At 44.5% G+C, this 22,612-nt stretch carries 21 protein-coding genes; 15 read left to right on the forward strand and 6 right to left on the reverse strand.

Going from position 1 to position 22,612, the window contains the following annotated elements; translation table 11 throughout:
- Positions 1-30: 30 nt before the first annotated feature.
- Together R8O10_RS00270 and R8O10_RS00275 are read right to left on the reverse strand one after the other, a co-directional pair.
- On the reverse strand, positions 31-429 hold the full coding sequence (locus R8O10_RS00270; RefSeq protein WP_005379193.1) for a hypothetical protein: 399 nt from the start codon (positions 427-429) through the stop codon (positions 31-33).
- A 148-nt stretch (positions 430-577) separates the two neighbouring features.
- Complete coding sequence (locus R8O10_RS00275) at positions 578-1,015, reverse strand: DUF2383 domain-containing protein (protein WP_005379194.1); 438 nt, start codon at positions 1,013-1,015, stop codon at positions 578-580.
- Between the two features lie 360 nt (positions 1,016-1,375).
- Between R8O10_RS00275 and R8O10_RS00280 the strand changes: the two genes are divergently transcribed.
- From R8O10_RS00280 to R8O10_RS00295, 4 genes are read left to right on the forward strand one after another with little or no spacing between them, the layout of a single operon-like run.
- Positions 1,376-1,624 (forward strand): hypothetical protein, encoded by a 249-nt coding sequence (locus R8O10_RS00280; protein ID WP_005379196.1) that lies wholly within the window; start codon positions 1,376-1,378, stop codon positions 1,622-1,624.
- 48 nt (positions 1,625-1,672) lie between these two features.
- On the forward strand, positions 1,673-2,185 hold the full coding sequence (locus R8O10_RS00285) for a phage holin family protein (RefSeq protein WP_318146090.1): 513 nt from the start codon (positions 1,673-1,675) through the stop codon (positions 2,183-2,185).
- Positions 2,175-2,501 carry a hypothetical protein gene (locus tag R8O10_RS00290; protein ID WP_005379200.1) on the forward strand — a complete coding sequence of 109 codons (327 nt, stop codon included), beginning with the start codon at positions 2,175-2,177 and terminating at the stop codon, positions 2,499-2,501. Before R8O10_RS00285 ends, R8O10_RS00290 begins: the two co-directional genes overlap by 11 nt.
- 45 nt (positions 2,502-2,546) lie before the next feature.
- On the forward strand, positions 2,547-3,617 hold the full coding sequence (locus R8O10_RS00295; protein ID WP_005379202.1) for an AI-2E family transporter: 1,071 nt from the start codon (positions 2,547-2,549) through the stop codon (positions 3,615-3,617).
- Positions 3,618-3,635: 18 nt separating this feature from the next.
- Here R8O10_RS00295 and R8O10_RS00300 read toward each other — a convergent pair whose 3' ends face one another.
- Together R8O10_RS00300 and R8O10_RS00305 are read right to left on the reverse strand one after the other, a co-directional pair.
- Positions 3,636-6,083, reverse strand: a complete 2,448-nt coding sequence (locus R8O10_RS00300; protein WP_318146089.1) for an EAL domain-containing protein — start codon at positions 6,081-6,083, stop codon at positions 3,636-3,638.
- 194 nt (positions 6,084-6,277) lie between these two features.
- Positions 6,278-7,183, reverse strand: coding sequence for a DMT family transporter (locus R8O10_RS00305; RefSeq protein ID WP_318191052.1), 906 nt, complete (start codon positions 7,181-7,183; stop codon positions 6,278-6,280).
- A gap of 168 nt (positions 7,184-7,351) precedes the next feature.
- Between R8O10_RS00305 and rmuC the strand changes: the two genes are divergently transcribed.
- The 7 genes from rmuC to tatC all read left to right on the forward strand — a co-directional run bounded on the left by rmuC (position 7,352) and on the right by tatC (position 13,540).
- Positions 7,352-8,884, forward strand: coding sequence for a DNA recombination protein RmuC (rmuC, locus tag R8O10_RS00310; protein WP_318146087.1), 1,533 nt, complete (start codon positions 7,352-7,354; stop codon positions 8,882-8,884).
- Positions 8,885-8,961: 77 nt separating this feature from the next.
- Positions 8,962-9,741 (forward strand): bifunctional demethylmenaquinone methyltransferase/2-methoxy-6-polyprenyl-1,4-benzoquinol methylase UbiE, encoded by a 780-nt coding sequence (gene ubiE / locus R8O10_RS00315; protein ID WP_225468029.1) that lies wholly within the window; start codon positions 8,962-8,964, stop codon positions 9,739-9,741.
- An 11-nt stretch (positions 9,742-9,752) separates the two neighbouring features.
- The gene (locus R8O10_RS00320) at positions 9,753-10,388 is read left to right on the forward strand and encodes an SCP2 domain-containing protein (RefSeq protein ID WP_005379213.1); all 636 of its coding nucleotides are present in this window, start codon (positions 9,753-9,755) and stop codon (positions 10,386-10,388) included.
- Positions 10,385-12,019 carry a ubiquinone biosynthesis regulatory protein kinase UbiB gene (gene ubiB / locus R8O10_RS00325; RefSeq protein WP_005379226.1) on the forward strand — a complete coding sequence of 545 codons (1,635 nt, stop codon included), beginning with the start codon at positions 10,385-10,387 and terminating at the stop codon, positions 12,017-12,019. Before R8O10_RS00320 ends, ubiB begins: the two co-directional genes overlap by 4 nt.
- Before the next feature lie 52 nt (positions 12,020-12,071).
- The gene (gene tatA / locus R8O10_RS00330; protein WP_005382958.1) at positions 12,072-12,317 is read left to right on the forward strand and encodes a Sec-independent protein translocase subunit TatA; all 246 of its coding nucleotides are present in this window, start codon (positions 12,072-12,074) and stop codon (positions 12,315-12,317) included.
- 3 nt (positions 12,318-12,320) lie between these two features.
- Positions 12,321-12,719 (forward strand): Sec-independent protein translocase protein TatB, encoded by a 399-nt coding sequence (tatB, locus tag R8O10_RS00335; RefSeq protein WP_225468030.1) that lies wholly within the window; start codon positions 12,321-12,323, stop codon positions 12,717-12,719.
- Between the two features lie 68 nt (positions 12,720-12,787).
- Positions 12,788-13,540: a twin-arginine translocase subunit TatC gene (tatC, locus tag R8O10_RS00340; RefSeq protein WP_005379234.1), complete on the forward strand. Its 753-nt coding sequence runs from the start codon at positions 12,788-12,790 to the stop codon at positions 13,538-13,540.
- Between the two features lie 458 nt (positions 13,541-13,998).
- Here the strand turns inward: tatC and R8O10_RS00345 are convergent, their stop codons facing one another.
- A complete protein-coding gene (locus tag R8O10_RS00345; RefSeq protein ID WP_005379240.1) occupies positions 13,999-14,760 on the reverse strand; it encodes a TatD family hydrolase in 762 nt (253 codons plus the stop codon).
- A gap of 184 nt (positions 14,761-14,944) precedes the next feature.
- On the opposite strand from R8O10_RS00345, the gene hemB reads away from it, so the two are divergent.
- From hemB to polA, 3 genes are all read left to right on the forward strand, one after another.
- Complete coding sequence (gene hemB / locus R8O10_RS00350) at positions 14,945-16,006, forward strand: porphobilinogen synthase (protein ID WP_318146086.1); 1,062 nt, start codon at positions 14,945-14,947, stop codon at positions 16,004-16,006.
- A 127-nt stretch (positions 16,007-16,133) separates the two neighbouring features.
- Positions 16,134-16,568 (forward strand): GNAT family N-acetyltransferase, encoded by a 435-nt coding sequence (locus R8O10_RS00355; RefSeq protein ID WP_005379245.1) that lies wholly within the window; start codon positions 16,134-16,136, stop codon positions 16,566-16,568.
- Positions 16,569-17,187: 619 nt separating this feature from the next.
- Positions 17,188-19,974 carry a DNA polymerase I gene (gene polA / locus R8O10_RS00360; protein WP_318146085.1) on the forward strand — a complete coding sequence of 929 codons (2,787 nt, stop codon included), beginning with the start codon at positions 17,188-17,190 and terminating at the stop codon, positions 19,972-19,974.
- A 747-nt stretch (positions 19,975-20,721) separates the two neighbouring features.
- Here the strand turns inward: polA and yihA are convergent.
- Positions 20,722-21,381, reverse strand: a complete 660-nt coding sequence (yihA, locus tag R8O10_RS00365; RefSeq protein ID WP_017635019.1) for a ribosome biogenesis GTP-binding protein YihA/YsxC — start codon at positions 21,379-21,381, stop codon at positions 20,722-20,724.
- A gap of 159 nt (positions 21,382-21,540) precedes the next feature.
- Between yihA and R8O10_RS00370 the strand changes: the two genes are divergently transcribed.
- On the forward strand, positions 21,541-22,158 hold the full coding sequence (locus tag R8O10_RS00370; protein ID WP_005379248.1) for a c-type cytochrome: 618 nt from the start codon (positions 21,541-21,543) through the stop codon (positions 22,156-22,158).
- Positions 22,159-22,612: the final 454 nt, after the last annotated feature.

The following is a 22,612-nucleotide window of genomic DNA, read 5'->3' on the forward strand; positions in this document are numbered from 1 at the left end:
ACAAAGTGAAAGAAAGAAGGGCGAGTATAATTACTCACCCTGAGGTAAGTGCTTTTCAATTTCATCGTTTTCAACTTGTAAAGCAGCTAACCAATAAGAAACAAGTGCGGTTAAGTTGGTGTCGTCAATGGCTCTAAGCAGGGCTTTTAAATCATCTAACAGTAATTTATTCATAAAATGCATTTCTTTGTAATTGCCTAACTCGGCAACACCGTATTCGGTGGCATTTTCTGCAATGAATTGTTCACCATCTTGATCGAAGAACAGCTTCGCCATCTTTTTGATCATCACTTTTTCTATTTTCACGAATCGATATGCCGCTCTTGCGAGTGTCATATGTGATTGCGGGTTAACGAGAGGCAAACACGTTTGGCGATGGTGTGTCATTTTTACGAGTAGCTCCCTTACTCGATTGTTATCCAATGTCATAGTGACCTCTTTATTTATGACTATTGTCGTGGGACATTTCTCGTGATGGTTATGTTAATGCGCCTGTGGGCTTGTCAGAAATGGCCAAAGCAAGTTGGCCATTTCTTTGATCAATACCGAGCTTTATTGCAAAGGCGACCACCAAGTTTTAGCTAATAAGGCTGATGCTGCTGAGTTTTTCTTTGCAGCTTTTTATATCGCTACGAACTTTCAGCAGAACCGAGTTATCCGCCTGCTCTGGGTGGGAAGTAATCAAATTCTCAATCTCTTTGAGTACCTTGCTTTCGACACCTTCAAGCTGTTCTAAATACATAGACTCTTTGTCAGAGGACACTTCCTTCATCACGTCGCTGTAGACCTCACGCGCCTTGATGGTGTAGGAAACCGGAGTGTCGTCGGCAGATTCTTCATTGTTACTTGCTAGAGAGTAGGGAGTGAGCTCAATGACTGCACGCTCACGTACTCTGAGCAGTTCTACCAACACATTATTCAAAGAAGTGTTGTCGATGTTCTCGATGGCCTTGTTGTAAATTTCATTTCCGCTTTCGATAAGCTCAATGATTGAGGCGATGTTTTCATTTTTCATATGCCACTCCTTATTTACTGGTGATAGGGGTGTTTGAGCGTATGGAATACAAACACGATGTTCATCTTCAATTGCAGGTTGTATGCCAATGAGTTTTAAGTCTTATTAATCAGTGACTTAATGTCTTGTTTTGCAATAAATTGCTAACAGTCGGTAAGGCGCTAAGAAAAAATTACAAGAATGGCGGGGAAAGCCTGGAAAGAATTACACGTACAGATACGGCTTTTTATCGAAATAAAAATAAAATCAATAAAAAACAACAGCTTAAAATTCTGGCATGGATATGGCTTTGTAGGGAGTAAGTGAGGTCAAACATTGTTTCACTTGATTCACTATTCAACTCATTAATGGAGGCTAGTTATGGCTACTACAAAAGAAAGCACAGTAAAACCTCAAGAGCAGTTAGAAGAAGCATATCACTTAGCGGAACAAGCCACGACGGAAGCCGTTGGCGCGATGAAAGATCAAGCCAAAGAGAAGCTGGATGTCGGTGCACAGCAAGTTCAGCAGGCGACTAAGTCGGCAGAAAATGTAATCAAGGAGCGCCCATTGCTGAGCATAGGCTGTGCCTTCCTTGCTGGTTGGGCGGTTTCGAAGCTGATCAAATAATAGTGGTCACCAAGGATTAAGCCACACAACAGAAAGGCGAGGCTTCACATGAATAACTCAGGGCGAGTTACCAATCAGCAATCAGGCTCGGCGGCTTCAGACAGCGGCCGAGCCCCTGATGGGGCAGAAGAACAGGATATCCAACAAACCATTAATGGTTTGAGCAGCATTCTTGCGCAATTGGACCAACTGACGAAATCGCTAAAAGCATGGTCAGGTTCAACGTTGGATTTGTTCCTCTTGGAGATGAAAGTTAACGTGTCCGCAGTGCGTCAGATTTTGCTGTGTACCGTTGTTTTTACCCTATTGTCGGTATTGTTCGTATTCAGTTTGTGCCTTGCCTCTGGGGTGGTGGCTTATCAGTTAACTGCCAACGTATATGTTGCCGTGGGTGTATTTATCACATCATTAGGCTTGGCATTATTTGCTTTAGCCTGGTGGCAGAAGCGTTTAGTTGGATTTCTTGGATTCAAAAATACGACAGAACAATTACAGGAGGGGTGGGATGCGCTCGCTACAAAAGCTCAATCGAGCCATGCGGATCAAGCGGATGGAAGGTAAAGCATCTCTAGAGCAATGTTGTTTGTCGATGGAAATGTTCACGTTTACCACCAAGAAGTTTGTGAGAGAAAACCCTTGGACGACATTAGGCATTAGTGCTGTCGTTGCCGTTACCGCAGCAAAAGCAGGTCGATTGTCTCGACTGACTTCTTCTATTTCGTCAATGGGGCTATTGGTTAGCAGCGTGTCTGATATTACCGATTCGCTCACAAAGCCGGTCGCGGCAGCTTCTCTGGATGAGTCAGATGCGGAGCAAAATGGAAATGCAGCAACACAAGTAAGCAACGCTGCGACGACAGAGGGCGAACCACTCTAATAGCGGATTTCACCGCAAAATTTTCTTACCGATTCTGAGCTTATTATGACAGCGAAATTGAACATTCCTGCCAACACTGCGATTGGTGCAACGCTTCTCGTCCTGTTACTCGTCCCAGGGCTGTATTTTGCCAAGCCAATATTGTTACCTATTGTGCTTAGCACCTTTATTTCTCTGCTGTGCAGCCCTTTCATTAATTATCTTGAAGACAAAGGTTTACCACGTGCTATTACCGTCGTGTTGACGCTGTCATTCCTCGTTGGCGCCTCAATTATTGGTCTTGCCGCCATGTCGGAGCCCGCCAAGCAATGGTGGTCTGAGCTGCCCAGTATCGTGAAAAATGTGTCGCAAGAAGTAAGCGAAGTTACTAAAGCTTCGGCTGATCACCTTAATACTCCATTGAATATCGCCAACGATATGAGTATGGATGAGGTCGGGAACAACACCGTATTTTCTTTGGTAAAAACGCTCGCGACCACTACGCCGACGATTTTGACACAAGCGATGATCGTGCTGTTTATGGTTTACTTTATGCTCAATCATGGACGAAGCTTATTTCGAAAGTCAGTGTCTTACTTACATGGGTTCGCCAAACAGCGCCAAGCGATTGAGTTGGTCAAAGCGCTACAGAAAGACCTATCTCGATACATTGGCACCATCACTTTAGTGAATGCTGGGCTGGGGTTGAGTGTCGGGGCCGTGTTTTTTGTTCTAGGCCTTGAAGATCCATTTCTATGGGGCGCATTTGCAGGCGTGATGAATTTTGCGCCGTACCTCGGCCCTGTCATATCCATGGTGAGCTTTGGCTTTGTTGCTTATCTTCAGTTGGAGTCGGTCAGTTTTATGCTGACGGTGGTGTCTATCTATTTACTGCTCAATTTGATTGAAAGTCAGTTTGTTACACCAACACTATTGGGGAAAAGGTTTAACTTAAACCCGTTAGTGATTTTTGTTTGGCTTGTTTTTTGGGGCTGGCTTTGGGGCGGAATGGGACTATTGATCGGTGTGCCGTTACTGGTTTGTATCAATATTTTGGTTGATCGCCTAGAGCTATGCCAATCAACCCAAAATCAAGCAAAGCAAATCACCTCCGCGGACGTGGCACCGCGAGAGTGACTTGAGGGTCAAGCTGGTTCAACGAAACAGTTTTTCAGCGCTCACTGGCTGACTAAATAAATATCCCTGACCATAAATACAGCCTTTTTCGAATAAATAATCGGCTTGTTCCCGAGTTTCTATCCCTTCCGCGACGACTTTCAACGACAGCGTTTTTCCCATGGCAATAATGGCATTCACAATCGCGTTGCTGTCGCTATTACTTGGCACATCACTGACAAATGAGCGGTCAATTTTCAGTTTGTTGATTGGCAAACCTTTCAAGTAAGACAAAGACGAATAGCCAGTTCCAAAGTCATCCAGAGAAATCTCAATACCCAGTTCTCGTAATTGATTTAACGATGCAATGGCTTGTTGAGGGTCGATCAGTAAAAAGCTCTCTGTGATCTCCAAATCTAACCGTTGGGCAGGGTATCCGGTGTTATCGAGGATGGTACTTAATCGCTGAATGAAATTTGACTGCTGAAGCTGCAACGCAGAAACATTGACGGCGATTTTGCCAAACTCGATGCCCTGGTCCAGCCAAGCATTACCTTGCAAACAAGCTTGTTGTAACACCCACTCACCAATGCTTTGAATCAGCCCTGTTTTTTCTGCAATTGGAATAAAGTCTGCTGGTGGTACAAGGCCAAATTCTGGATGCTGCCAGCGTAATAAAGCTTCCACGCCGACAATCGTATTTCGTTCCAAGTTGTATTGCGGTTGGAATTCTAACCGGAGTTGTTGTTTTTCTATTGCTTGATGCAAAGCGGATTGAATGCGTACATGGGATACGGATTTATCGGTCAAATCCGGTGAGTAAAACGCGTAGCCGTTGCGTCCATTTTTCTTCGCTAAGTACATCGCGGTGTCTGCGTTTTTCAGTAAGGTTTCACTGTCTTGACCGTCTCTTGGGTACAAGGCAATACCAATACTGGTCGAGACACGAAGTGAGTCGTGATTTGCCAAGTCGAATGGTTGCTGGAATACGCTTAGAATATCGCCGACGGTTTCCAATAAGGCAACATCACTATGGATGTCTGGCAAAATAATCACAAATTCATCGCCGCCAATGCGAGCCACATGCGCATTGAGGTGAAGAACATCTTGCAGACGAATCGCTAACTTAGACAGCAATTGGTCACCACAGAAGTGGCCCATGCTATCGTTGATGTGTTTGAAATGGTCGATATCTAAGAATAGGGTGGCAAACGTCTGCTGGTTTTTGTGTCCGGTTTCGATGTGTTGCTCAAGTAAGCTGAGTAAATGGGTTCGATTAGGTAGATTGGTTAATGGATCGTAAAAAGCCATGCGCTGCAGCTTTTCTTCGTGTGCCTTACGCACAGAGATATCTTCAAACACACAAATGTAGTTAATAAGGTGGTTTTTATCGTCCATTACGGCGCTAATGGTCGCTAATTGCGGATAAATGCTGCCATCTTTCTTTCTGTTGATGAATTCGCCTTTCCATTGGCCTTTGTTTTCGAGTTGATGCCACAACTGTTGATAGAAACCTTGATCATGATGGCCTGAGCGCAGAATTCGTGGGTTTTTTCCTATCACCTCTTCAGAGCGGTAACCTGTAATTTGGGTAAAAGCCGTGTTTACATCAATGATGTTGGCATTGCGGTCTGTAATGACCATGCCTTCTTGCGAATTGTTGAAAATTTGGGACGCTAAGGAGAGCTGCGTTTCTACCATTTTTCGGCGGGTGATGTTACGTGTCATCCCCAGAATGCCGATTAAGTTTCCCGCATGATCACGGACAGGAGACTTAATGGTTTCTAGCCAAGTGGGGTTATTGTTTTCATCAATTTGACGGCATTCTTCAACAATATTTTGCGTGCCAGTGGCTACCACCAATTTATCGGCATCAATGAATTTTTCCGCACGTTCATGGCTAAACAGGGCAAAATCGTCTTTTCCAATGATTTCACTGTTGGTTTTTTGCCACGCGTTTTCTACGCTTCGGTTGGTCATCGAATAAAGGCCATCCATGCCTTTTATCCATACGTGGTCTTCAAGGCAGTCGATAAACTCTTGTAGTGTTGGTGTTGGCTTTATTTCGGCGCTTTGATGTCGCGTTTGTTCTTGCTGACAGTGCAAGTTGATATCAAAGCTGATCCGCCCCGCGATTGCGCTTAGCCATGCCGAAACAACCGTTGATTGATCATTAGTGTGAGTCAGTGTCAGTACGGCAATCAATTCGCCATTAGGTAGCCAAATCGGTCCAATGCTCAAGGTTTGCTCTTCAAAGGGGGTATGGCTAACTGTAAAATCTGTCGGCGTAAAGTGATCGACAACTTGCGTTATCACATCGACGATAGCACGATGATTTTGGGTTGAGGTGGACACCTCAGTCGATAGCCACTGCTGAGTATCGCTCAGAGTATAAAGCTGTCCCTGAGCTTGAGTTACATTACAGCATTGTCGCAGAACGTGTTGCCAGTCTGCCATCAAAGGCGAAGGAATAGCGAAGCGAAACATAATTAATAACGAGTCCTAAATCGCCCAAAGGTAATTATATTAGAATCTAGCGTAAGCTATTGGGCTTTGTGAGTATCGTATCCAACGCGTAGCTAAATCCTAGCAGCGTAAAGTGCTTTCTATCATTAAAATGTTATCTATATCTCTTTTTTATCCAACTTATTGCATCGTTTTTTAGGGCTTTTGATAGGTGATTAAGAAGCGTTTACCGCTTTGGTTTTCTTGCCCCATGAGACTTGCTGAATGACTAAGCCACTGATGATCAATACCAGGCCAATCAAGGTTGAAGGATGAATTTCTTCGCCGATGATGGTAGCTAACAACATGAGTGAGATAAATGGAGAAGCAAAGATCAGATTACTGATACGCGCGGTGTTTTGCGTTGATTTGAGTGCGCTCAGCCACAAAACGAAAGTGATCCCCATTTCAAACAGTCCGACATACGTCACCGCTGCCCAGCCTTTAACTGAGATCATCTGCCAGCCAGCACCTTCATAAAGACTTAAACCAATGGCGAATGGAATAGCGACCAAAAAGCCGAGCAGAACGCCAACCACAGGGTCGGCCTTATTTTTGGTATTTAAAATCCAGTAACCGGCCCACAGCAGCGTTGATAGCAGCGCAAGACCAACACCCAACGGGCTCTCAAATTCCATGCCTAAAAGATTGCCTTGTGTGGCAATCACTATCACGCCGACATAACTAAAACCGCAAGCCAGCCAGTCCTTACCACGGATCTTTTGTCCTAAGAAAACAGCGGCCATTAGCGTTAAGGTGATGGCCCAGCTGTAGTTGATCGCTTGAGCCTGAGATGCGGGCAGCAAGTCATATGCTTTGAACAGAATAACGTAATACGCCAAAGGGTTAATCAACCCAAGCAGTAGGTAATACCAAGGGTTTGAGAAAAATGTAGCGCTTAACTGGCCCAGTTTACCTTGCACACCACAGATTACTGTTAACGCAATCGCAGAGACGATGCTGGCAATGCATAGCATTTGAATCGGCGTAAATTCTGCCAACGTGAGTTTAAATGCGGTTGCAACGGTAGACCAAAGTAATACTGCTGAGAGCCCAAATCCTAGGGCGCGACGCTCGTTCATGATGCCTCTGCGTGATGATGTGCCGCTCGGTTTGGATAATTTGAGCGGAAGAAAGAATATTATAGGAAGGCCTAGTGTATGCGAGGATTTTTCATCCAACAAACTGGACATTTATCCAGTGTCTAAATACCATTGTTATAGATACAAAACACAGGCTAACTCGCTATTATGCAATGGATTCTTGAGTACCAATCTCTCATTCTCTCTTCTCTTTGTGCTGCCACGCTTAGTGGTGTCGCTGCCGGTTGGTGGGTGAAACAGCGTTTTATCACCCAAACTCAGCTTCTCGAGCAACAACTTTTTTCAGAAAAACAGCTTCATCAACAGCAACTTGAACAGGTCAAGCAAAGCCTTGCCGATGCCCAGCAAGAGTTGGATGAATTAGATGATGAGCGCGATAAAGCCGCGTTTGAAGTACGCCAAACACATGGAAAGCTGATGGCAGCAATGGAAAAACTGCGTTACTTCGAGGCTGTAAAGCAAGAGCGCCAGCAATACTTTGATGAGCTTGGTCAAATGCGTGAACACAAATCACGTCTAGAAACGCAGCTGCGTGAACAGCAAGCTCGCCATGAGCAAATTAACCAAGCTAATGCCGAAAAACTGCAAATTTTAGAACAAGCGGAAGCACGCTTGAAACAACAATTTGAGCACTTGGCCAACCAATTGTTTGAAGAAAAAACCGCGAAGGTCGATTTGCAAAACCGTCAGAGTTTAGAAGGCTTGTTGTCACCGCTTAGAGAACAGTTAGAAGGGTTCAAAAAGCACGTTAATGACAGCTTTAGCCAAGAAGCTAAAGAGCGCCATACCCTAGTGCATGAGCTGAAAAACCTGCAACGTTTGAACGAGCAAATGACGCGTGAAGCGGTTAATTTGACCCAAGCGTTGAAAGGGGACAACAAACAGCAAGGTAACTGGGGCGAAGTGGTGCTCGCTAGGGTACTTGCCGAATCTGGCTTGCGTGAAGGGCACGAATATCAGACTCAGGTGAACTTACAAAATGAAGCAGGCAAGCGTTACCAACCTGATGTCATTGTGCATCTCCCACAAAACAAACAAGTGGTTGTGGATTCTAAAATGGCGCTGGTTGCCTATGAGCGCTACTTCAACGCCGAAACTGATGCTGAGCGCGATCAGGCTTTGAATGCGCACTTAGCTGCTCTACGTGCACATATCAAAGGGTTAAGCATGAAGGACTACCACAAACTCAAAGGTATTCAGAGTTTGGACTATGTTCTGATGTTTATCCCGGTTGAGTCGGCGTTCCAAGTCGCGATTCAAGCCGATCCAAGTTTGATCAAAGACGCGATGGAGCAAAACATCATTTTGGTGAGCCCAACAACGTTGCTGGTGGCATTGCGCACCATTGATAATCTATGGCGCAATGAACGCCAAAATGAAAACGCCAAAATGATTGCGCAGCGTGCGACAAAACTCTACGACAAATTACGATTGTTTGTAGACGACATGGAGGGGCTCGGTGGTGCGCTGGATAAGGCGAATCAAAGCTATCAAGGTGCGATGAACAAGCTTGCCACAGGGCGCGGAAATGTGATTCGCCAAGCCGAAAGCTTTAAACACTTGGGAGTTGAAATTAAACGACCGATTTCTTCCGACCTCGCGCAGTTAGCGCAGAGTGATGCATTTTCAGAAAATGACCCGTTAGTAGAAAGACATCCGGCTGAGGATAAAGTAAACTAATCGCCCGCAGTGCAGTGGGCGATTTTATTTGTCAACAAACGCCCCGTAGAGGAAAGCGCTGCCTAAGAGGAATTAGAATGACGGACACAAGTTTGCAATCCAATACAGCGTTAGAGAATGAAACCACTCACTTTGGTTTCTCTACAGTGGCAAAAGACGAAAAAGTGACTAAGGTTGCCGAAGTATTCCACTCCGTGGCAACAAAATACGACATCATGAATGACCTGATGTCAGGTGGTATTCACCGCCTTTGGAAGCGCTTCACTATCGATTGTAGTGGCGCTCGCCCTGGCCAGCGTATTCTTGACCTAGGTGGTGGTACGGGGGATTTGACGGCGAAATTCTCGCGTATTGTTGGCGATGAAGGCCATGTCATCCTTGCCGATATCAATAACTCAATGCTTAACGTTGGTCGCGATAAACTGCGTGACAACGGTATTGTGGGTAACGTGCATTACGTTCAAGCCAACGCAGAAGAACTGCCGTTCCCAGATGATTATTTTGATGCCATCACCATCAGTTTTTGTTTGCGTAATGTGACTGACAAAGACAAAGCGCTTCGTTCAATGTTCCGCGTACTGAAGCCAGGCGGCCGTCTATTGGTGTTGGAATTTTCAAAACCAGTGCTAGAGCCGTTATCGAAAGTATACGACGCATATTCATTCCACTTGTTGCCGAGAATCGGTGAGCTAGTTGCGAATGACTCAGAGAGTTACCGCTACCTAGCGGAGTCAATCCGTATGCATCCAGACCAAGAAACGCTGGAAGGCATGATGCAAGAAGCAGGTTTTGAAAACACCAAATACTACAACTTAACTGGTGGTATTGTGGCTTTGCATCGCGGTTATAAATTCTAAGGGTTAACGGCATGCCATTTGAACCACTTATCACCGCTGTGATTGAAACGTCACTGAATACACTGATCAAAGACGACCCTGCATTGGGCCGTCGTTTAGCGCGTCTAAAAGGTCAAGTTATTCAAGTTCACCTGAAAGAGATCAATAAAACACTGACATTCGTTTTTAGTCAGCAAATTGATGTGCTCGGTCATTACGAAGGGCAGCCTAACTGCTATCTATCGCTCAACTTGAGTGTGTTACCAGAGCTGCGCGATCAGGCCAACATCACTCGTCTTATTAAACAAGATAAACTTGAACTCGAAGGCGATATTCAATTGGCGCAGAAATTCTCTCAGTTGATGGTGGATTGCAAACCAGATGTTGAAGAGTGGTTGTCTCGCGTGACTGGCGATGTCGCCGCACATACCTTTGTGCAAGGTTCAAAAAACATCGGCAACTTTCTTGCGTCTCAAGCAGAAAAACACCAGCGTCATCTTGCGCAAGTAGTGACTGAAGAATGGAAACTGGCTCCCGCTCCGTTAGAAGTGGCCTATTTCTGCGACCAAGTTGATGAGGTTCGCAGCCAGGCTTCTCGCATTGAAGCTCGTTTAACGGCTTTGCTGAATAAGCTGGATGCAGATAAGCCTGCATTGGAGAAACCATGACGCCAGCAGAACTAAAGCGCTTATACCACATCGCCAAAGTACAACTGGAATACGGCTTAGATGAGTTGCTTCCCGATCACCAACTGACCAAAGCGCCGCTTTTACTGCGCAAAAGCTTGTTTTGGATTAAGAACAAGCACCCAGAAAAACCACTCGGTGAACGTCTGCGTTTAGCACTGCAAGAGCTGGGGCCGGTTTGGATTAAGTTCGGTCAGATGATGTCGACGCGCCGTGACTTATTTCCTCCGCATATCGCTGATCCCCTAGCTTTACTTCAAGACCAAGTCGCTCCTTTTGATGGCGAGTTGGCAAAAAAGCAGATGGAGCAAGCATTAGGTGGTCCGTTAGAAAAATGGTTTACCGAGTTTGATATCAAACCACTGGCGTCTGCGTCGATTGCTCAGGTACATACTGCGCGCATAAAAGACACTAACCAAGAAGTGGTATTAAAGGTTATCCGCCCAGATATTCGCCCAGTCATTGATTCAGATCTAAAACTGATGCACCGAATGGCGCGTATAGTCGCCGGAGCGATGCCTGAAGCACGTCGTTTAAAACCAGTTGAAGTCGTGCGTGAGTACGAGAAAACCCTGCTTGATGAACTCGACTTGCGACGTGAGGCGGCGAATGCCATTCAGTTGCGCCGCAACTTTGAAGGCAGCGAAGAATTATATGTTCCTGAAGTTTTTCCCGACTTCAGTAATGAAACTGTCATGGTTTCTGAGCGAATATATGGCATTCAAGTCTCTGATATTGAAGGCTTGAAAGCAAATGGCACCAATATGAAATTGCTCGCGGAACGCGGTGTGAGTGTGTTCTTCACTCAGGTGTTCCGAGACAGCTTTTTCCATGCCGATATGCATCCGGGTAATGTGTTCGTCAAACCCGAACATCCAGAGAACCCAATGTGGATAGGGCTAGATTGCGGAATCGTTGGTACACTTAATAGCGAAGACAAGCGTTATCTGGCGGAAAACTTCCTGGCGTTTTTCAATCGTGACTACCGCCGAGTGGCGGAGTTACATGTGGATTCAGGATGGGTGCCTGCGGATACCAATGTCGATGAGTTTGAGTTCGCGATTCGCATTGTGTGTGAGCCTATTTTTGCTAAGCCATTGTGCGAAATCTCCTTTGGTCATGTGTTGTTGAATTTGTTCAATACGGCACGTCGATTCAATATGGAGGTTCAGCCACAGCTTGTACTGTTGCAAAAAACGCTGTTGTACGTGGAAGGGCTTGGTAGGCAGCTATATCCTCAACTTGATTTGTGGGAGACCGCAAAACCATTCCTGGAAGAATGGATGATGAATCAAGTTGGGCCGCAAGCTCTAGTGAATGCGATTAAAGACCGCGCACCATTTTGGGCAGAGAAATTACCTGAACTGCCAGAGCTGCTTTACGATAGCCTGAAACAAGGTAAAGCGATGAATCAACGTATGGATCAGCTTTATCAAGGGTATCGCCAGAGCAAGCGCCAGCAGGCGACAGGAAAGTTTTTGTTTGGCGTTGGCGCGACTTTAGTCGTATGCTCGGCAATATTGGTGAACGATGCTTTTGAGCAGCTTTCGTTGGCCTGCGGTATCGCAGGTGTCACATTTTGGCTGCTTAGTTGGCGAGCTTATCGTCAATAGACGTTAAACTCTTGAAATATTTTTGTTTGTTTAAAGACCCGAGGTAAAGAGAATGGGTGGTATCAGTGTTTGGCAACTTCTAATCATTGCTGTAATTGTTGTATTGCTATTCGGAACAAAGAAACTACGCGGTATCGGTGGCGATCTGGGTGGTGCCGTTAAGGGCTTCAAAAAAGCGATGAGCGAAGATGAACCTGCGAAAAATGACAAAGACGCAGACTTCGAACCAAAAAGTCTAGAAGAGCAGCAGAAAAAAGAAGCTGCTCCTGAAACGAAAAAAGACAAAGAGCAGGCGTAAAACGTGTTTGATATCGGTTTTTGGGAACTGGTATTAATATCTGTTGTTGGTCTGGTCGTTCTTGGGCCGGAGCGTTTGCCTCATGCTATTCGCAGCGTGTCTCGCTTTATCGGTGCCGCTAAGAGTATGGCAAATAGCGTCAAAGACGAATTGTCACACGAGCTGAAAGTCCAAGAGCTGCAAGAAAACTTGCGCAAAGCAGAACAAATGGGGATGGATGATTTGTCCCCTGAGTTGAAATCTTCAGTTGAAGAGTTGAAGAAGGCAGCGCAATCTGTAAATCGTCCTTACGCAAAGAACACCGATTCAGAGGCTGAGCCTGTAAAAACAGAGCTAGCAGCAGAAAAGGTAGAGAAAGCGCAAGAGAGCAAGGTTACAGCGGCAGATAAGAAAGCCGAATAGTCTCATTAGGAGGAGCTACTAGTGATTGGTAGCTCCTTTTTGATCTGGTTTTTAATAAGAGGTTTGCCATGTCTACCGTCGAGCAGACACAACCTTTAATTAGTCATTTGTTGGAGCTTCGCAACCGACTACTGCGCTCAATCCTCGCAGTGTTGGTCGTGTTTGTCGGACTAATTTATTTCTCTAACCACATTTACGAGTTTGTTTCCGCACCTTTAGTAGAACGTCTACCTGAAGGCGCGACCATGATTGCTACGGATGTAGCGTCACCTTTTTTTACGCCACTTAAGCTGACGTTAATTGCTTCGGTATTTATTGCGGTGCCGTTTATTTTGTATCAAGTTTGGGCCTTTGTAGCGCCAGGTTTGTACAAGCATGAACGTCGATTGATCATGCCACTGCTGTTCTCTAGTTCGCTATTGTTCTACTGTGGAGTGGCATTTGCCTACTTCGTGGTATTTCCATTGGTGTTTGGCTTCTTTACCGCCATCTCTCTTGGTGGAGTAGAGTTTGCAACTGATATCTCGAGTTATCTCGACTTTGTGCTGGCGCTATTTATGGCGTTTGGTATCGCATTTGAGGTGCCTGTTGCGATTATTTTGTTGTGTTGGACTGGGGCCACTACACCAGAAGATTTAAGACAGAAACGTCCTTATATTATAGTGGCTGCGTTTGTCGTAGGTATGGTGTTAACGCCACCAGACATGATCTCGCAAACCTTACTCGCTATTCCGATGTGTTTACTGTTTGAAGTCGGTTTGTTCTTCGCGCGTTTTTATACTCGTCGAAGCGAAGAAGTAGAAGCGGAAACCGAAGAATAAGGCTAATCTAGATGTGAAAAGCGGCTCAATTGAGCCGCTTTTTTTGCGGTTGGTTTTTTCTTGGGCTAATTACTTAACTTTCATGACGTAACCACATTTTGTGCATACGTATACTTCCTTGATGCCCAGCAGCTTTTGAAAAAAACTGCGCGGTACGCGTTGTAAGTAAGCACCATGTGTACACACTTCAACTTCCATATTCATGCTGTTTTACATTTGTGCTAATTAATGGGCGTAAATCAGTATAGAAAAATAATGTGTCGAGTTGTCGACAGTTTTGCAAAGCGGACGAAGTAAAGTGACGATATGAGAAGTAAGTAGAGTTGCTAGTTAATTATTATGTTTATCAATAATTTTGTATGGATTGTTCTACTATTTCAACGGGTTGAATCGTTCATTCAATAGTTTAGGTGATAAAAAAGCGACGTTGATTTCGTCGCTTTTTCAATTCTCGTGAATTAAATATTAAACAGCTTTTTGGCATTCTCAGTCGTTATGGCATCGATGGTTGCGATGTCGACATCACGCAAGTCGGCAACACGTTGTGCAACGAGAGAAGTGTAGGCTGGTTCATTACGTTTACCACGGTGTGGCACCGGCGCTAAATATGGACAGTCGGTTTCTAAAATGACCCACTGCATATCCAAATGTGGAATGACTTTATCCATCCCGCCATTCTTAAAGGTTGATACGCCACCCAAGCCTAAGTGGAAGCCTAGCTCATTGATTGCTTGTGCTTCTTCTAAGCTGCCTCCAAAACAGTGGAATACACCACGCAGACGACCATCTTGCTCTTGTCGTAGCAAAGTGAGTGTTTCTTCAATCGAATCACGAGTGTGGATAACGACCGGTAAATCCATCTCTTTTGCCCAGTTAAGTTGAGCTACGAACGCCATTTCTTGCTCAGCACGATAGGTTTTGTCCCAATACAGGTCGATACCGATTTCGCCCACCGCAATAAACTTGTGTTTCTCAAACCAGCCGCGGATGATCTCCAACGTTTGCTCAACGTTGTTATCCACATAGCAAGGGTGCAGCCCCATCATTGAGTGGCATACGTCAGGATATGCCGCTTCGGTTTTTAGCATGGGCTCAATTGAGTCCAGATCGATGTTTGGCAACAGGATTTTATTAATGCCTTGCGTTAAGGCGCGTTGTACTACTTCATCGCGGTCGTTATCAAATTCGCTAGCATAGATGTGCGCGTGGGTATCGATCATCGTTACTCTCTGTGCTTCATGGTTGGTTTCGTATTCGAAGTATACTTGAGTGTGAGTGCTGGGTCATTTTCAGTTTTTTTCATTACCTTTTTCCAGATTGTCACTCGCAACATGCATCAAGAGTGATATGATTTTGTTCACCAGATGATTTGATCATCATAACCGTCCAGACAAGGAGAAAATGGTGTCTGTATCAATTCAAGGTCCATTCCCTGCACGCCGTATGCGTCGTTTACGTAAGCACGATTTTAGTCGTCGTTTGATGGCTGAGAACCAACTTTTTGTTAATGATCTGATTTACCCAATGTTCATTCTTATGGGTAAAGATCGTCGTGAGAGCGTGGAGTCCATGCCGGGTGTAGAGCGTTTGTCGATTGATTTAATGCTAGAAGAAGCACAATACCTTGCAAATCTAGGCGTTCCAGCAATCGCGCTTTTCCCTGTCGTAAACCAAGACGCTAAAAGCTTATGTGCTACTGAAGCCTACAACCCAGAAGGTTTGGTTCAGCGAGCAGTACGAGCGCTTAAAGAACACATTCCTCAAATTGGTGTAATCACAGACGTGGCACTCGACCCATTCACGACACATGGCCAAGACGGCATCATCGATGAAGATGGCTACGTAATGAATGATGAAACCACAGAAGTATTGGTTAAGCAGGCTTTGTCTCATGCAGAAGCGGGTTCTGACGTAGTCGCGCCTTCAGACATGATGGATGGCCGAATTGGTAAGATCCGCGAAGCATTAGAAAACGCGGGCTACATTCATACTCAAATCATGGCTTACTCGGCTAAGTACGCATCGAACTACTACGGACCATTCCGTGATGCGGTTGGCTCTTCTTCAAATCTAAAAGGCGGCAACAAGAAAAACTACCAAATGGACCCAGCAAACATTGATGAAGCGATTCACGAAGTGGCGCTAGACATCAATGAAGGTGCGGACATGGTGATGGTTAAACCTGGTATGCCATACTTAGATGTAGTTCGCCGAGTAAAAACTGAACTTCAAGTACCGACATTTGCTTATCAAGTCTCTGGCGAGTACGCGATGCATAAAGCGGCGATCATGAATGGCTGGCTCAAAGAGCGTGAAATTGTGATGGAATCACTATTGTGCTTCAAACGTGCAGGTGCAGATGGCATCTTAACGTACTTTGCGAAAGACGTTGCTGAGTGGTTGGCAGAAGAGAATGCACAAACTGCTCAACACCTAAATCGTACTCCGGAAGCGACAGAAGAGTAATTATCGCTCAGTGAGAAATACCAGACCAACAAGAGTTGTTCGTCTGTATATACCCAAGTAACCTCAGGCGGATTACAACAGTAACAATCCAAGGTGCTTGGGTATTTTTATTTTGGAGAAGAGAACAATGACAATGCTGATTCGTGAAGGCACATTGGAAGAAGCACTTCAAGTTGTGGCGCGTGTTACCGAGTTTTCGAAAGGAGAAACGGTAGACTCCATGACTCAACGTTTAGAAGAGAAAAACAGTTTAATCCTCGTTGCAGAAAAAAATGGCACGATTGTCGGCTTCAAAATAGGTTACGAATTAGAGGATGGTGTTTTCTATAGCTGGTTAGGTGGTGTTGTCCCTGAAGCTCGAAATGAAGGCGTGGCACAGCTGCTTTTGGAAGCTCAAGAGGATTGGGTGGCAGAACAAGGCTACAACACATTAAAAGTGAAATCTCGAAACCAGTTTCCGGCTATGCTTCGCTTGTTATTGAGAAATGGCTATATCATTGAAAAATTTGAAGAAAAAGTAAATCTTCGAGAGTCTCGAGTGCATTTCATTAAAGCAATGTGAAAATAAATGAGATTTTTTCTCATTTAACTGTTGACTACGAAATGAGAATCATTATTATTAAACCTGTCTTAGGGAATGAGGAAAGTTCACAAGGACGTTGAGTGACTTATTAACAGAAGTTAATTAACTGAAAGTTGAGAAGTGATGAAACATTTTTCCGAGAACTTGCACGAATTCTTTTTGACACGACATTGCTCACATTGCTTCCAGTGTAATTTATAGCTTCTTGGTTAAGCTGCTCTATTTACAGAATTTGCTTTACCACTTCTGCTAGGCGACCCCATTCGGGTCGCTTTTTTCTTTTCTACGATTTCTATTTGACGTCACTATTAATATCTTTTCCACATGCGATGATCATTTTAGGATCGTTGATCTTCTCGCCGTTATGCGGATTTATTTTTATAAATCAATGGCTTGAGTTGGTGTTTTCTTGTGTTTTTTGTTATTGGATAACCAGTGGATAATTTCTATAAACAGAGTTATCCACAGGAGGTGGTGTTTTCGTGAATAAAGTCGGAAAAATTTACGCGACCTAGATCGAGCGAACAAGATAGATTCAGATCAGCAGTCATGGCATCCTAGGCAGATCTCTCAAGTACTGAATTGGATACAGACAATTATGGCAAGTATTCCTGAAAATCCGTTGATCCTTATCGACGGCTCTTCTTACCTATATCGCGCTTTTCACGCCTACCCGGGCACCATGAGCAATGGTGAAATTCCAACTAATGCCGTTTACGGCGTCGTGAACATGTTACGCAGCATGATGCGTCAGTTTGCGTCTGAGCGCATCGCGGTGGTTTTCGATGCAAAGGGAAAAACCTTTCGTGATGATATGTATGCAGAATACAAAGCGAATCGTCCGCCAATGCCGGATGACCTGCGTTGTCAAATTGAACCATTACACAATGTTATTCGTGCAATGGGTTTGCCGCTGATCTGTGTTCCTGGCGTCGAGGCGGATGACGTCATCGGTACGTTAGCATACCAAGCATCACAAAAGGGCATGCCTGTATTGATCAGTACTGGTGATAAAGACATGGCGCAGCTAGTGGATGATAACATTACCTTGATCAACACCATGACGAACGTCGTAATGGATCGTGAAGGTGTGGTTGAAAAGTTTGGCATTCCACCTGAGTTGATCATCGACTACTTAGCACTGATGGGCGATAAAGTAGATAACATTCCTGGTGTACCGGGTGTCGGTGATAAAACAGCGACCGCACTACTGCAAGGTATTGGTGGTCTGACGAAGTTGTATGAAAACCTCGATGATATTGCAGGGCTTGGTTTCCGTGGTTCTAAAACCATGGCGAAAAAGCTCATCGACAACAAAGAAAATGCCATGCTTTCGTATGAGCTCGCGACCATCAAATTGGATGTTGAGCTTGAGGAAACGCCAGAATCATTGCTGAAAGCGGAACCAAATAAAGACGAATTAGTGAAGCTGTATGGCCAACTGACGTTTAAATCTTGGTTGAATGAACTACTTGAAGGCGGTTCTGGATCTGTGGAGGCCGCAGAGCTTGCAGGATCTTCACAAGCTTCTTCTTCTCAAGCCGAGATGGAAACTTCTGCGGTAACAATCGATCGCAGCCAATATGAAACAATTCTGGATAAAGAAACCTTCAATGCTTGGCTAGATAAACTTCAAACGGCTGAGCTGTTTGCATTTGATACGGAGACCGATAACCTAGATTACATGCTAGCGAATCTAGTTGGTTTGTCATTCGCTGTCGATGAAGGTATTGCGGCTTATGTGCCAGTTGCACATGACTATTTAGATGCGCCTGAACAGCTTGATCGTGATTGGGTACTAGAACAGCTGAAGCCAATTCTTGAAGATGCAGCGAAAGCAAAAGTCGGTCAAAACTTAAAGTATGATGCGTCTGTACTCGCTCGTTACGACATTGAGCTAAAAGGTATTAAGCACGACACGATGTTGGAATCGTATATCTACAACAGTGTCGGCGGTAAACACGATATGGACAGCTTGGCGCTTCGCTTCCTACAGCACAGCTGCATTTCTTTTGAGCAAATTGCAGGTAAAGGCAAAAATCAGCTTACGTTTAACCAAATCGAACTGGAACAAGCATCGCCATACGCGGCAGAAGATGCGGATGTGACCCTTCGTCTGCACAATCGCTTGTTTGCTAATATCGAGCAGGATGAAAGCCTGAAGACAGTTTACGAAGAGATTGAAATGCCGTTAGTGCCAGTTCTTTCACACATTGAACGCACTGGGGTCTTTATTGATGAAATGAAGCTAAGTGCGCAGTCGGTCGAGATTACCGCTCGCCTTGATGAGCTTGAAAAGAAAGCGTACGAAATTGCTGAGCAAGAGTTTAATATGAACTCGCCAAAGCAATTACAAGCCATCCTATTTGAAAAAATGGGTTTACCGGTTGTGAAGAAAACGCCATCAGGCACACCATCGACGAATGAAGAAGTTCTGCAAGAACTCGCGCTAGACTACCCACTACCAAAGCTGATTTTGGAATACCGTGGTCTGGCGAAGTTAAAATCAACTTACACCGACAAACTGCCGAAGATGATCAACCCATCAACGGGACGCGTGCATACTTCTTACCACCAAGCAGTGACTGCAACGGGTCGTCTATCTTCTACTGATCCGAACTTACAGAACATTCCAATTCGTAACGAAGCTGGCCGTCGTATTCGTCAAGCGTTTGTCGCGCCATCAGGGCATAAAATCTTAGCGGTCGACTACTCGCAAATCGAACTGCGCATCATGGCGCACCTTTCTGGCGACCAAGCTTTATTGAATGCATTCCGTGATGGCAAAGATATCCACGCGGCAACCGCAGCAGAAATCATGGGTGTTTCTATTGAGGATGTTTCAAGTGAGCAACGTCGTCGTGCGAAAGCGGTTAATTTCGGTCTTATTTACGGCATGAGTGCGTTTGGTTTGGCGAAGCAATTAGGCATTCCTCGTGGTGAGGCTCAAGCGTACATGGATACATACTTTGAACGTTACCCAGGCGTGATGCAGTACATGGAAGACACACGCAGCACAGCAGCAGATAAAGGGTATGTTGAAACGATTTTTGGTCGACGTTTGCATTTGCCAGAAATCAAATCGCGCAACGGGATGCGTCGTAAAGCTGCTGAACGTGCGGCAATCAACGCACCAATGCAAGGTACGGCAGCGGACATCATTAAGAAAGCGATGCTGTTGGTTGATCAGTGGATTCAGGAAGAAGGCAATGGTCGTGTGAAGTTATTAATGCAAGTACACGATGAATTGGTCTTTGAAGTTGAAGAGTCATCATTGTCCGAAATTGAAAGTAAAGTACAGAAATTGATGGAATCTGCAGCAGAGCTAAAAGTACCGTTGGTTGCAGAAGCAGGTCACGGTGATAACTGGGATCAAGCTCATTAGTCACTTTTAGACCAAAATAACCAATTAATTATGAGCCAGCGCACAAACGCTGGCTTTTTTTTGAGATTAAAAAAGCTAGCGCAAAGTTAACTTTGATGTTGCTTAATAAAAATTTCATGAAAAAAAACTACAAAAATTCTTTGCAATTCTGACCAATTGTTGTACATTAATACTCGTAGGGTACAGAGGTAAGATGTTCTATCTTTCAGACCTTTTGTTTCACGTTATTGGATTAGGCTGATTCAGCCGCCCCAGTCAGTTTTTGACTGGGGCGTTTTTTATTGGGCGAAAGAAAATTATTCTTTTGGATCAGCAGCTTAAAGTTAGCCTTCAAAAACCTTCTTTTTTGACCTTTCTAAGTTACTGCAAAATCTCGATTTTTCCTTCAAATTTATTGCGTTATTCATCCTGTAAATTTACGCCAGTCACACTATTATTTTTTCTTGAAAGAAACTAAGTTACATCTTTTTGAAGATTTGCTTGGCTTAACTGTCTGAATTGTAACGCTATTGGGTGTTTTTGGAGTGAATGTTTGGTGATACACAGGAAACAAGAGCGCTTTTTAACCTATTGAAATCGAATCTCAGTTCAGCAATGCTTCGTCACATAACAATAATTACCAATTTTTCTCTCCCGTTATCCCTGCCAGGAAGGCGGGGATTTTTATTGCCTGTTATTTAGTTCAGATAAACAAAAGCCCCACCAAATGGCAGGGCCGTGTCGAAGAAATTTAACAAATATTGTTAATTATTCTTCATCGCTCGCTGGTATCTCTTGTTCGTCTTCTTCTATCAGGTGTGCTAGTGCTGGTGCAAACCAGGTATCCAGTTTTGCACGTAGCTGATCGACACCTAATCCTTTAAGTGAGGAGAACACATCAACAGAAACGTCACCACCGAAAGTTTCTACTTGCTTACGAACTTTCAGTAGAGTTTGTTTGCGTGCACCACTTTTTAGTTTATCTGCTTTGGTTAGCAAAACTTGCACAGGAATGTGGCTATCGATGGCCCAGAAAATCATTTGTTGGTCGAGATCTTTCATTGGATGACGAATGTCCATTAGAACCACTAAGCCTTTTAGGCACTCGCGTTTCTGTAGGTATTCACCCAAAGATTTCTGCCATTTGTTTTTCATTTCTACCGGTACTTGAGCAAAACCGTATCCAGGTAGATCGACAATGTGACAACCTTCTTCTACTTTGAAAAGGTTGATTAATTGCGTACGACCAGGTGTCTTTGATGTCTTGGCTAAGCTTTTTTGATTAGTTAGACGGTTAAGTGCACTCGATTTACCAGCGTTTGAGCGTCCTGCAAACGCAATTTCGACACCTTCGTCTTCCGGCAGGTGACGAATATCGGGTGCGCTGGTGATGAAATGCGTATTTTGGTAATGAATTTTTACGCTCACTGTTAACTCCATCTCGACTTTGTGTAGTCGATTGATTACTTTTTTGTGAAAATGTGTAAAATAACCGTGCTCGGCATAAGGTCGCCTATTGTACCATGAGTGTACGCGGTATGTTCACATTCCGTGGTACTGGAAGCTTGATAATTATAATGGAATGTCATGAAGAAATTAGCGCTAATTTTGAGTCTTTTAGCCAGTTGCTCAGTATGGGCCCAAGGTAATATTGAGGCTGGTAAAGCAAAATCACAAACCTGTGTCGCCTGTCACGGAGCAGATGGCAACAGTGCAATAACAACGTACCCGAAACTCGCAGGCCAACACGCTAAGTATCTTGAGAAGCAGTTAAAAGAACTTAAGCTAGGCATGACAAGTGGTGGTAAACAAGGTCGTTACGATCCTGTAATGAGTGGTATGGCAATGCCACTGAGCGATGAAGATATCGCAGACCTATCTGCTTACTACGCTTCGCTACCAGTTTCAGAAAACTCAACACCTGAAGATGTAGTAGCAAAAGGCAAAACGCTTTATACCGCTGGTGATGCCGAGCGTGGCCTAACCGCATGTATTGCATGTCATGGTCCTCGTGGCAATGGTACTGAGCTTTCAGGTTTCCCGAAAATTTCTGGTCAGCATGCTGACTACATCAAAGCTCAGCTAGAAAAATTCCGTGATGGCGACCGTGGCAATGATATGAATGCCATGATGCGCGACATCGCGAAGAAAATGACAGACGAAGATATCGAAGTGCTGTCTAAATACGTTGGCGGTCTGCACTAATATACCTAAATCGCTCAAGATCCTGCATCTTGAGCTGGTTGGGTAGATGTCCCTACATCGTTCGAGCAACTTGTACAAAAATGCCCTAGTGAATCCACTAGGGCATTTTTGTTCGTGACAGATATCACAGTCGAGTTTGGATACGAAAGCGATAGTTGGCTCGGCAGTTTGTGAGACATTTGCCATACTTGATGTTGGCTTTTTCTTGTTAGTGTTTTTAAGTTTTTGATTAAATGATAATTTTGATTTTTTAGAAAAATAGGCGGATTTTTTTTCAACCCATTACTTGTGAGCATAACGGGATGGCGTAAAGTAGAAGTCGTTCACAGGGGGGTGAATGTAAGGATTGAAGACCACGGTTTAGGTCTCCAAGGATGTAGCTCGGATGCTTGGTGATTTAGAAAGGGATTTAGATAGGTAGGGAGCCTATCAGATAAGGATGGTCATCTCGTCT

The sequence above is a fragment of the Vibrio sp. 1727 genome, assembly GCF_033344415.1.
GTDB lineage: Bacteria > Pseudomonadota > Gammaproteobacteria > Enterobacterales > Vibrionaceae > Vibrio > Vibrio alginolyticus.

Bases quoted from the DNA above. Each gene is read 5' to 3' on its own strand.
- R8O10_RS00270 (WP_005379193.1), bottom strand. From the start codon at position 429: ATGACATTGGATAACAATCGAGTAAGGGAGCTACTCGTAAAAATGACA.
- R8O10_RS00275 (WP_005379194.1), bottom strand. From the start codon at position 1,015: ATGAAAAATGAAAACATCGCCTCAATCATTGAGCTTATCGAAAGCGGA.
- R8O10_RS00280 (WP_005379196.1), top strand. From the start codon at position 1,376: ATGGCTACTACAAAAGAAAGCACAGTAAAACCTCAAGAGCAGTTAGAA.
- R8O10_RS00285 (WP_318146090.1), top strand. From the start codon at position 1,673: ATGAATAACTCAGGGCGAGTTACCAATCAGCAATCAGGCTCGGCGGCT.
- R8O10_RS00290 (WP_005379200.1), top strand. From the start codon at position 2,175: ATGGAAGGTAAAGCATCTCTAGAGCAATGTTGTTTGTCGATGGAAATG.
- R8O10_RS00295 (WP_005379202.1), top strand. From the start codon at position 2,547: ATGACAGCGAAATTGAACATTCCTGCCAACACTGCGATTGGTGCAACG.
- R8O10_RS00300 (WP_318146089.1), bottom strand. From the start codon at position 6,083: ATGTTTCGCTTCGCTATTCCTTCGCCTTTGATGGCAGACTGGCAACAC.
- R8O10_RS00305 (WP_318191052.1), bottom strand. From the start codon at position 7,183: ATGAACGAGCGTCGCGCCCTAGGATTTGGGCTCTCAGCAGTATTACTT.
- rmuC (WP_318146087.1), top strand. From the start codon at position 7,352: ATGCAATGGATTCTTGAGTACCAATCTCTCATTCTCTCTTCTCTTTGT.
- ubiE (WP_225468029.1), top strand. From the start codon at position 8,962: ATGACGGACACAAGTTTGCAATCCAATACAGCGTTAGAGAATGAAACC.
- R8O10_RS00320 (WP_005379213.1), top strand. From the start codon at position 9,753: ATGCCATTTGAACCACTTATCACCGCTGTGATTGAAACGTCACTGAAT.
- ubiB (WP_005379226.1), top strand. From the start codon at position 10,385: ATGACGCCAGCAGAACTAAAGCGCTTATACCACATCGCCAAAGTACAA.
- tatA (WP_005382958.1), top strand. From the start codon at position 12,072: ATGGGTGGTATCAGTGTTTGGCAACTTCTAATCATTGCTGTAATTGTT.
- tatC (WP_005379234.1), top strand. From the start codon at position 12,788: ATGTCTACCGTCGAGCAGACACAACCTTTAATTAGTCATTTGTTGGAG.
- R8O10_RS00345 (WP_005379240.1), bottom strand. From the start codon at position 14,760: ATGATCGATACCCACGCGCACATCTATGCTAGCGAATTTGATAACGAC.
- R8O10_RS00355 (WP_005379245.1), top strand. From the start codon at position 16,134: ATGACAATGCTGATTCGTGAAGGCACATTGGAAGAAGCACTTCAAGTT.
- polA (WP_318146085.1), top strand. From the start codon at position 17,188: ATGGCAAGTATTCCTGAAAATCCGTTGATCCTTATCGACGGCTCTTCT.
- R8O10_RS00370 (WP_005379248.1), top strand. From the start codon at position 21,541: ATGAAGAAATTAGCGCTAATTTTGAGTCTTTTAGCCAGTTGCTCAGTA.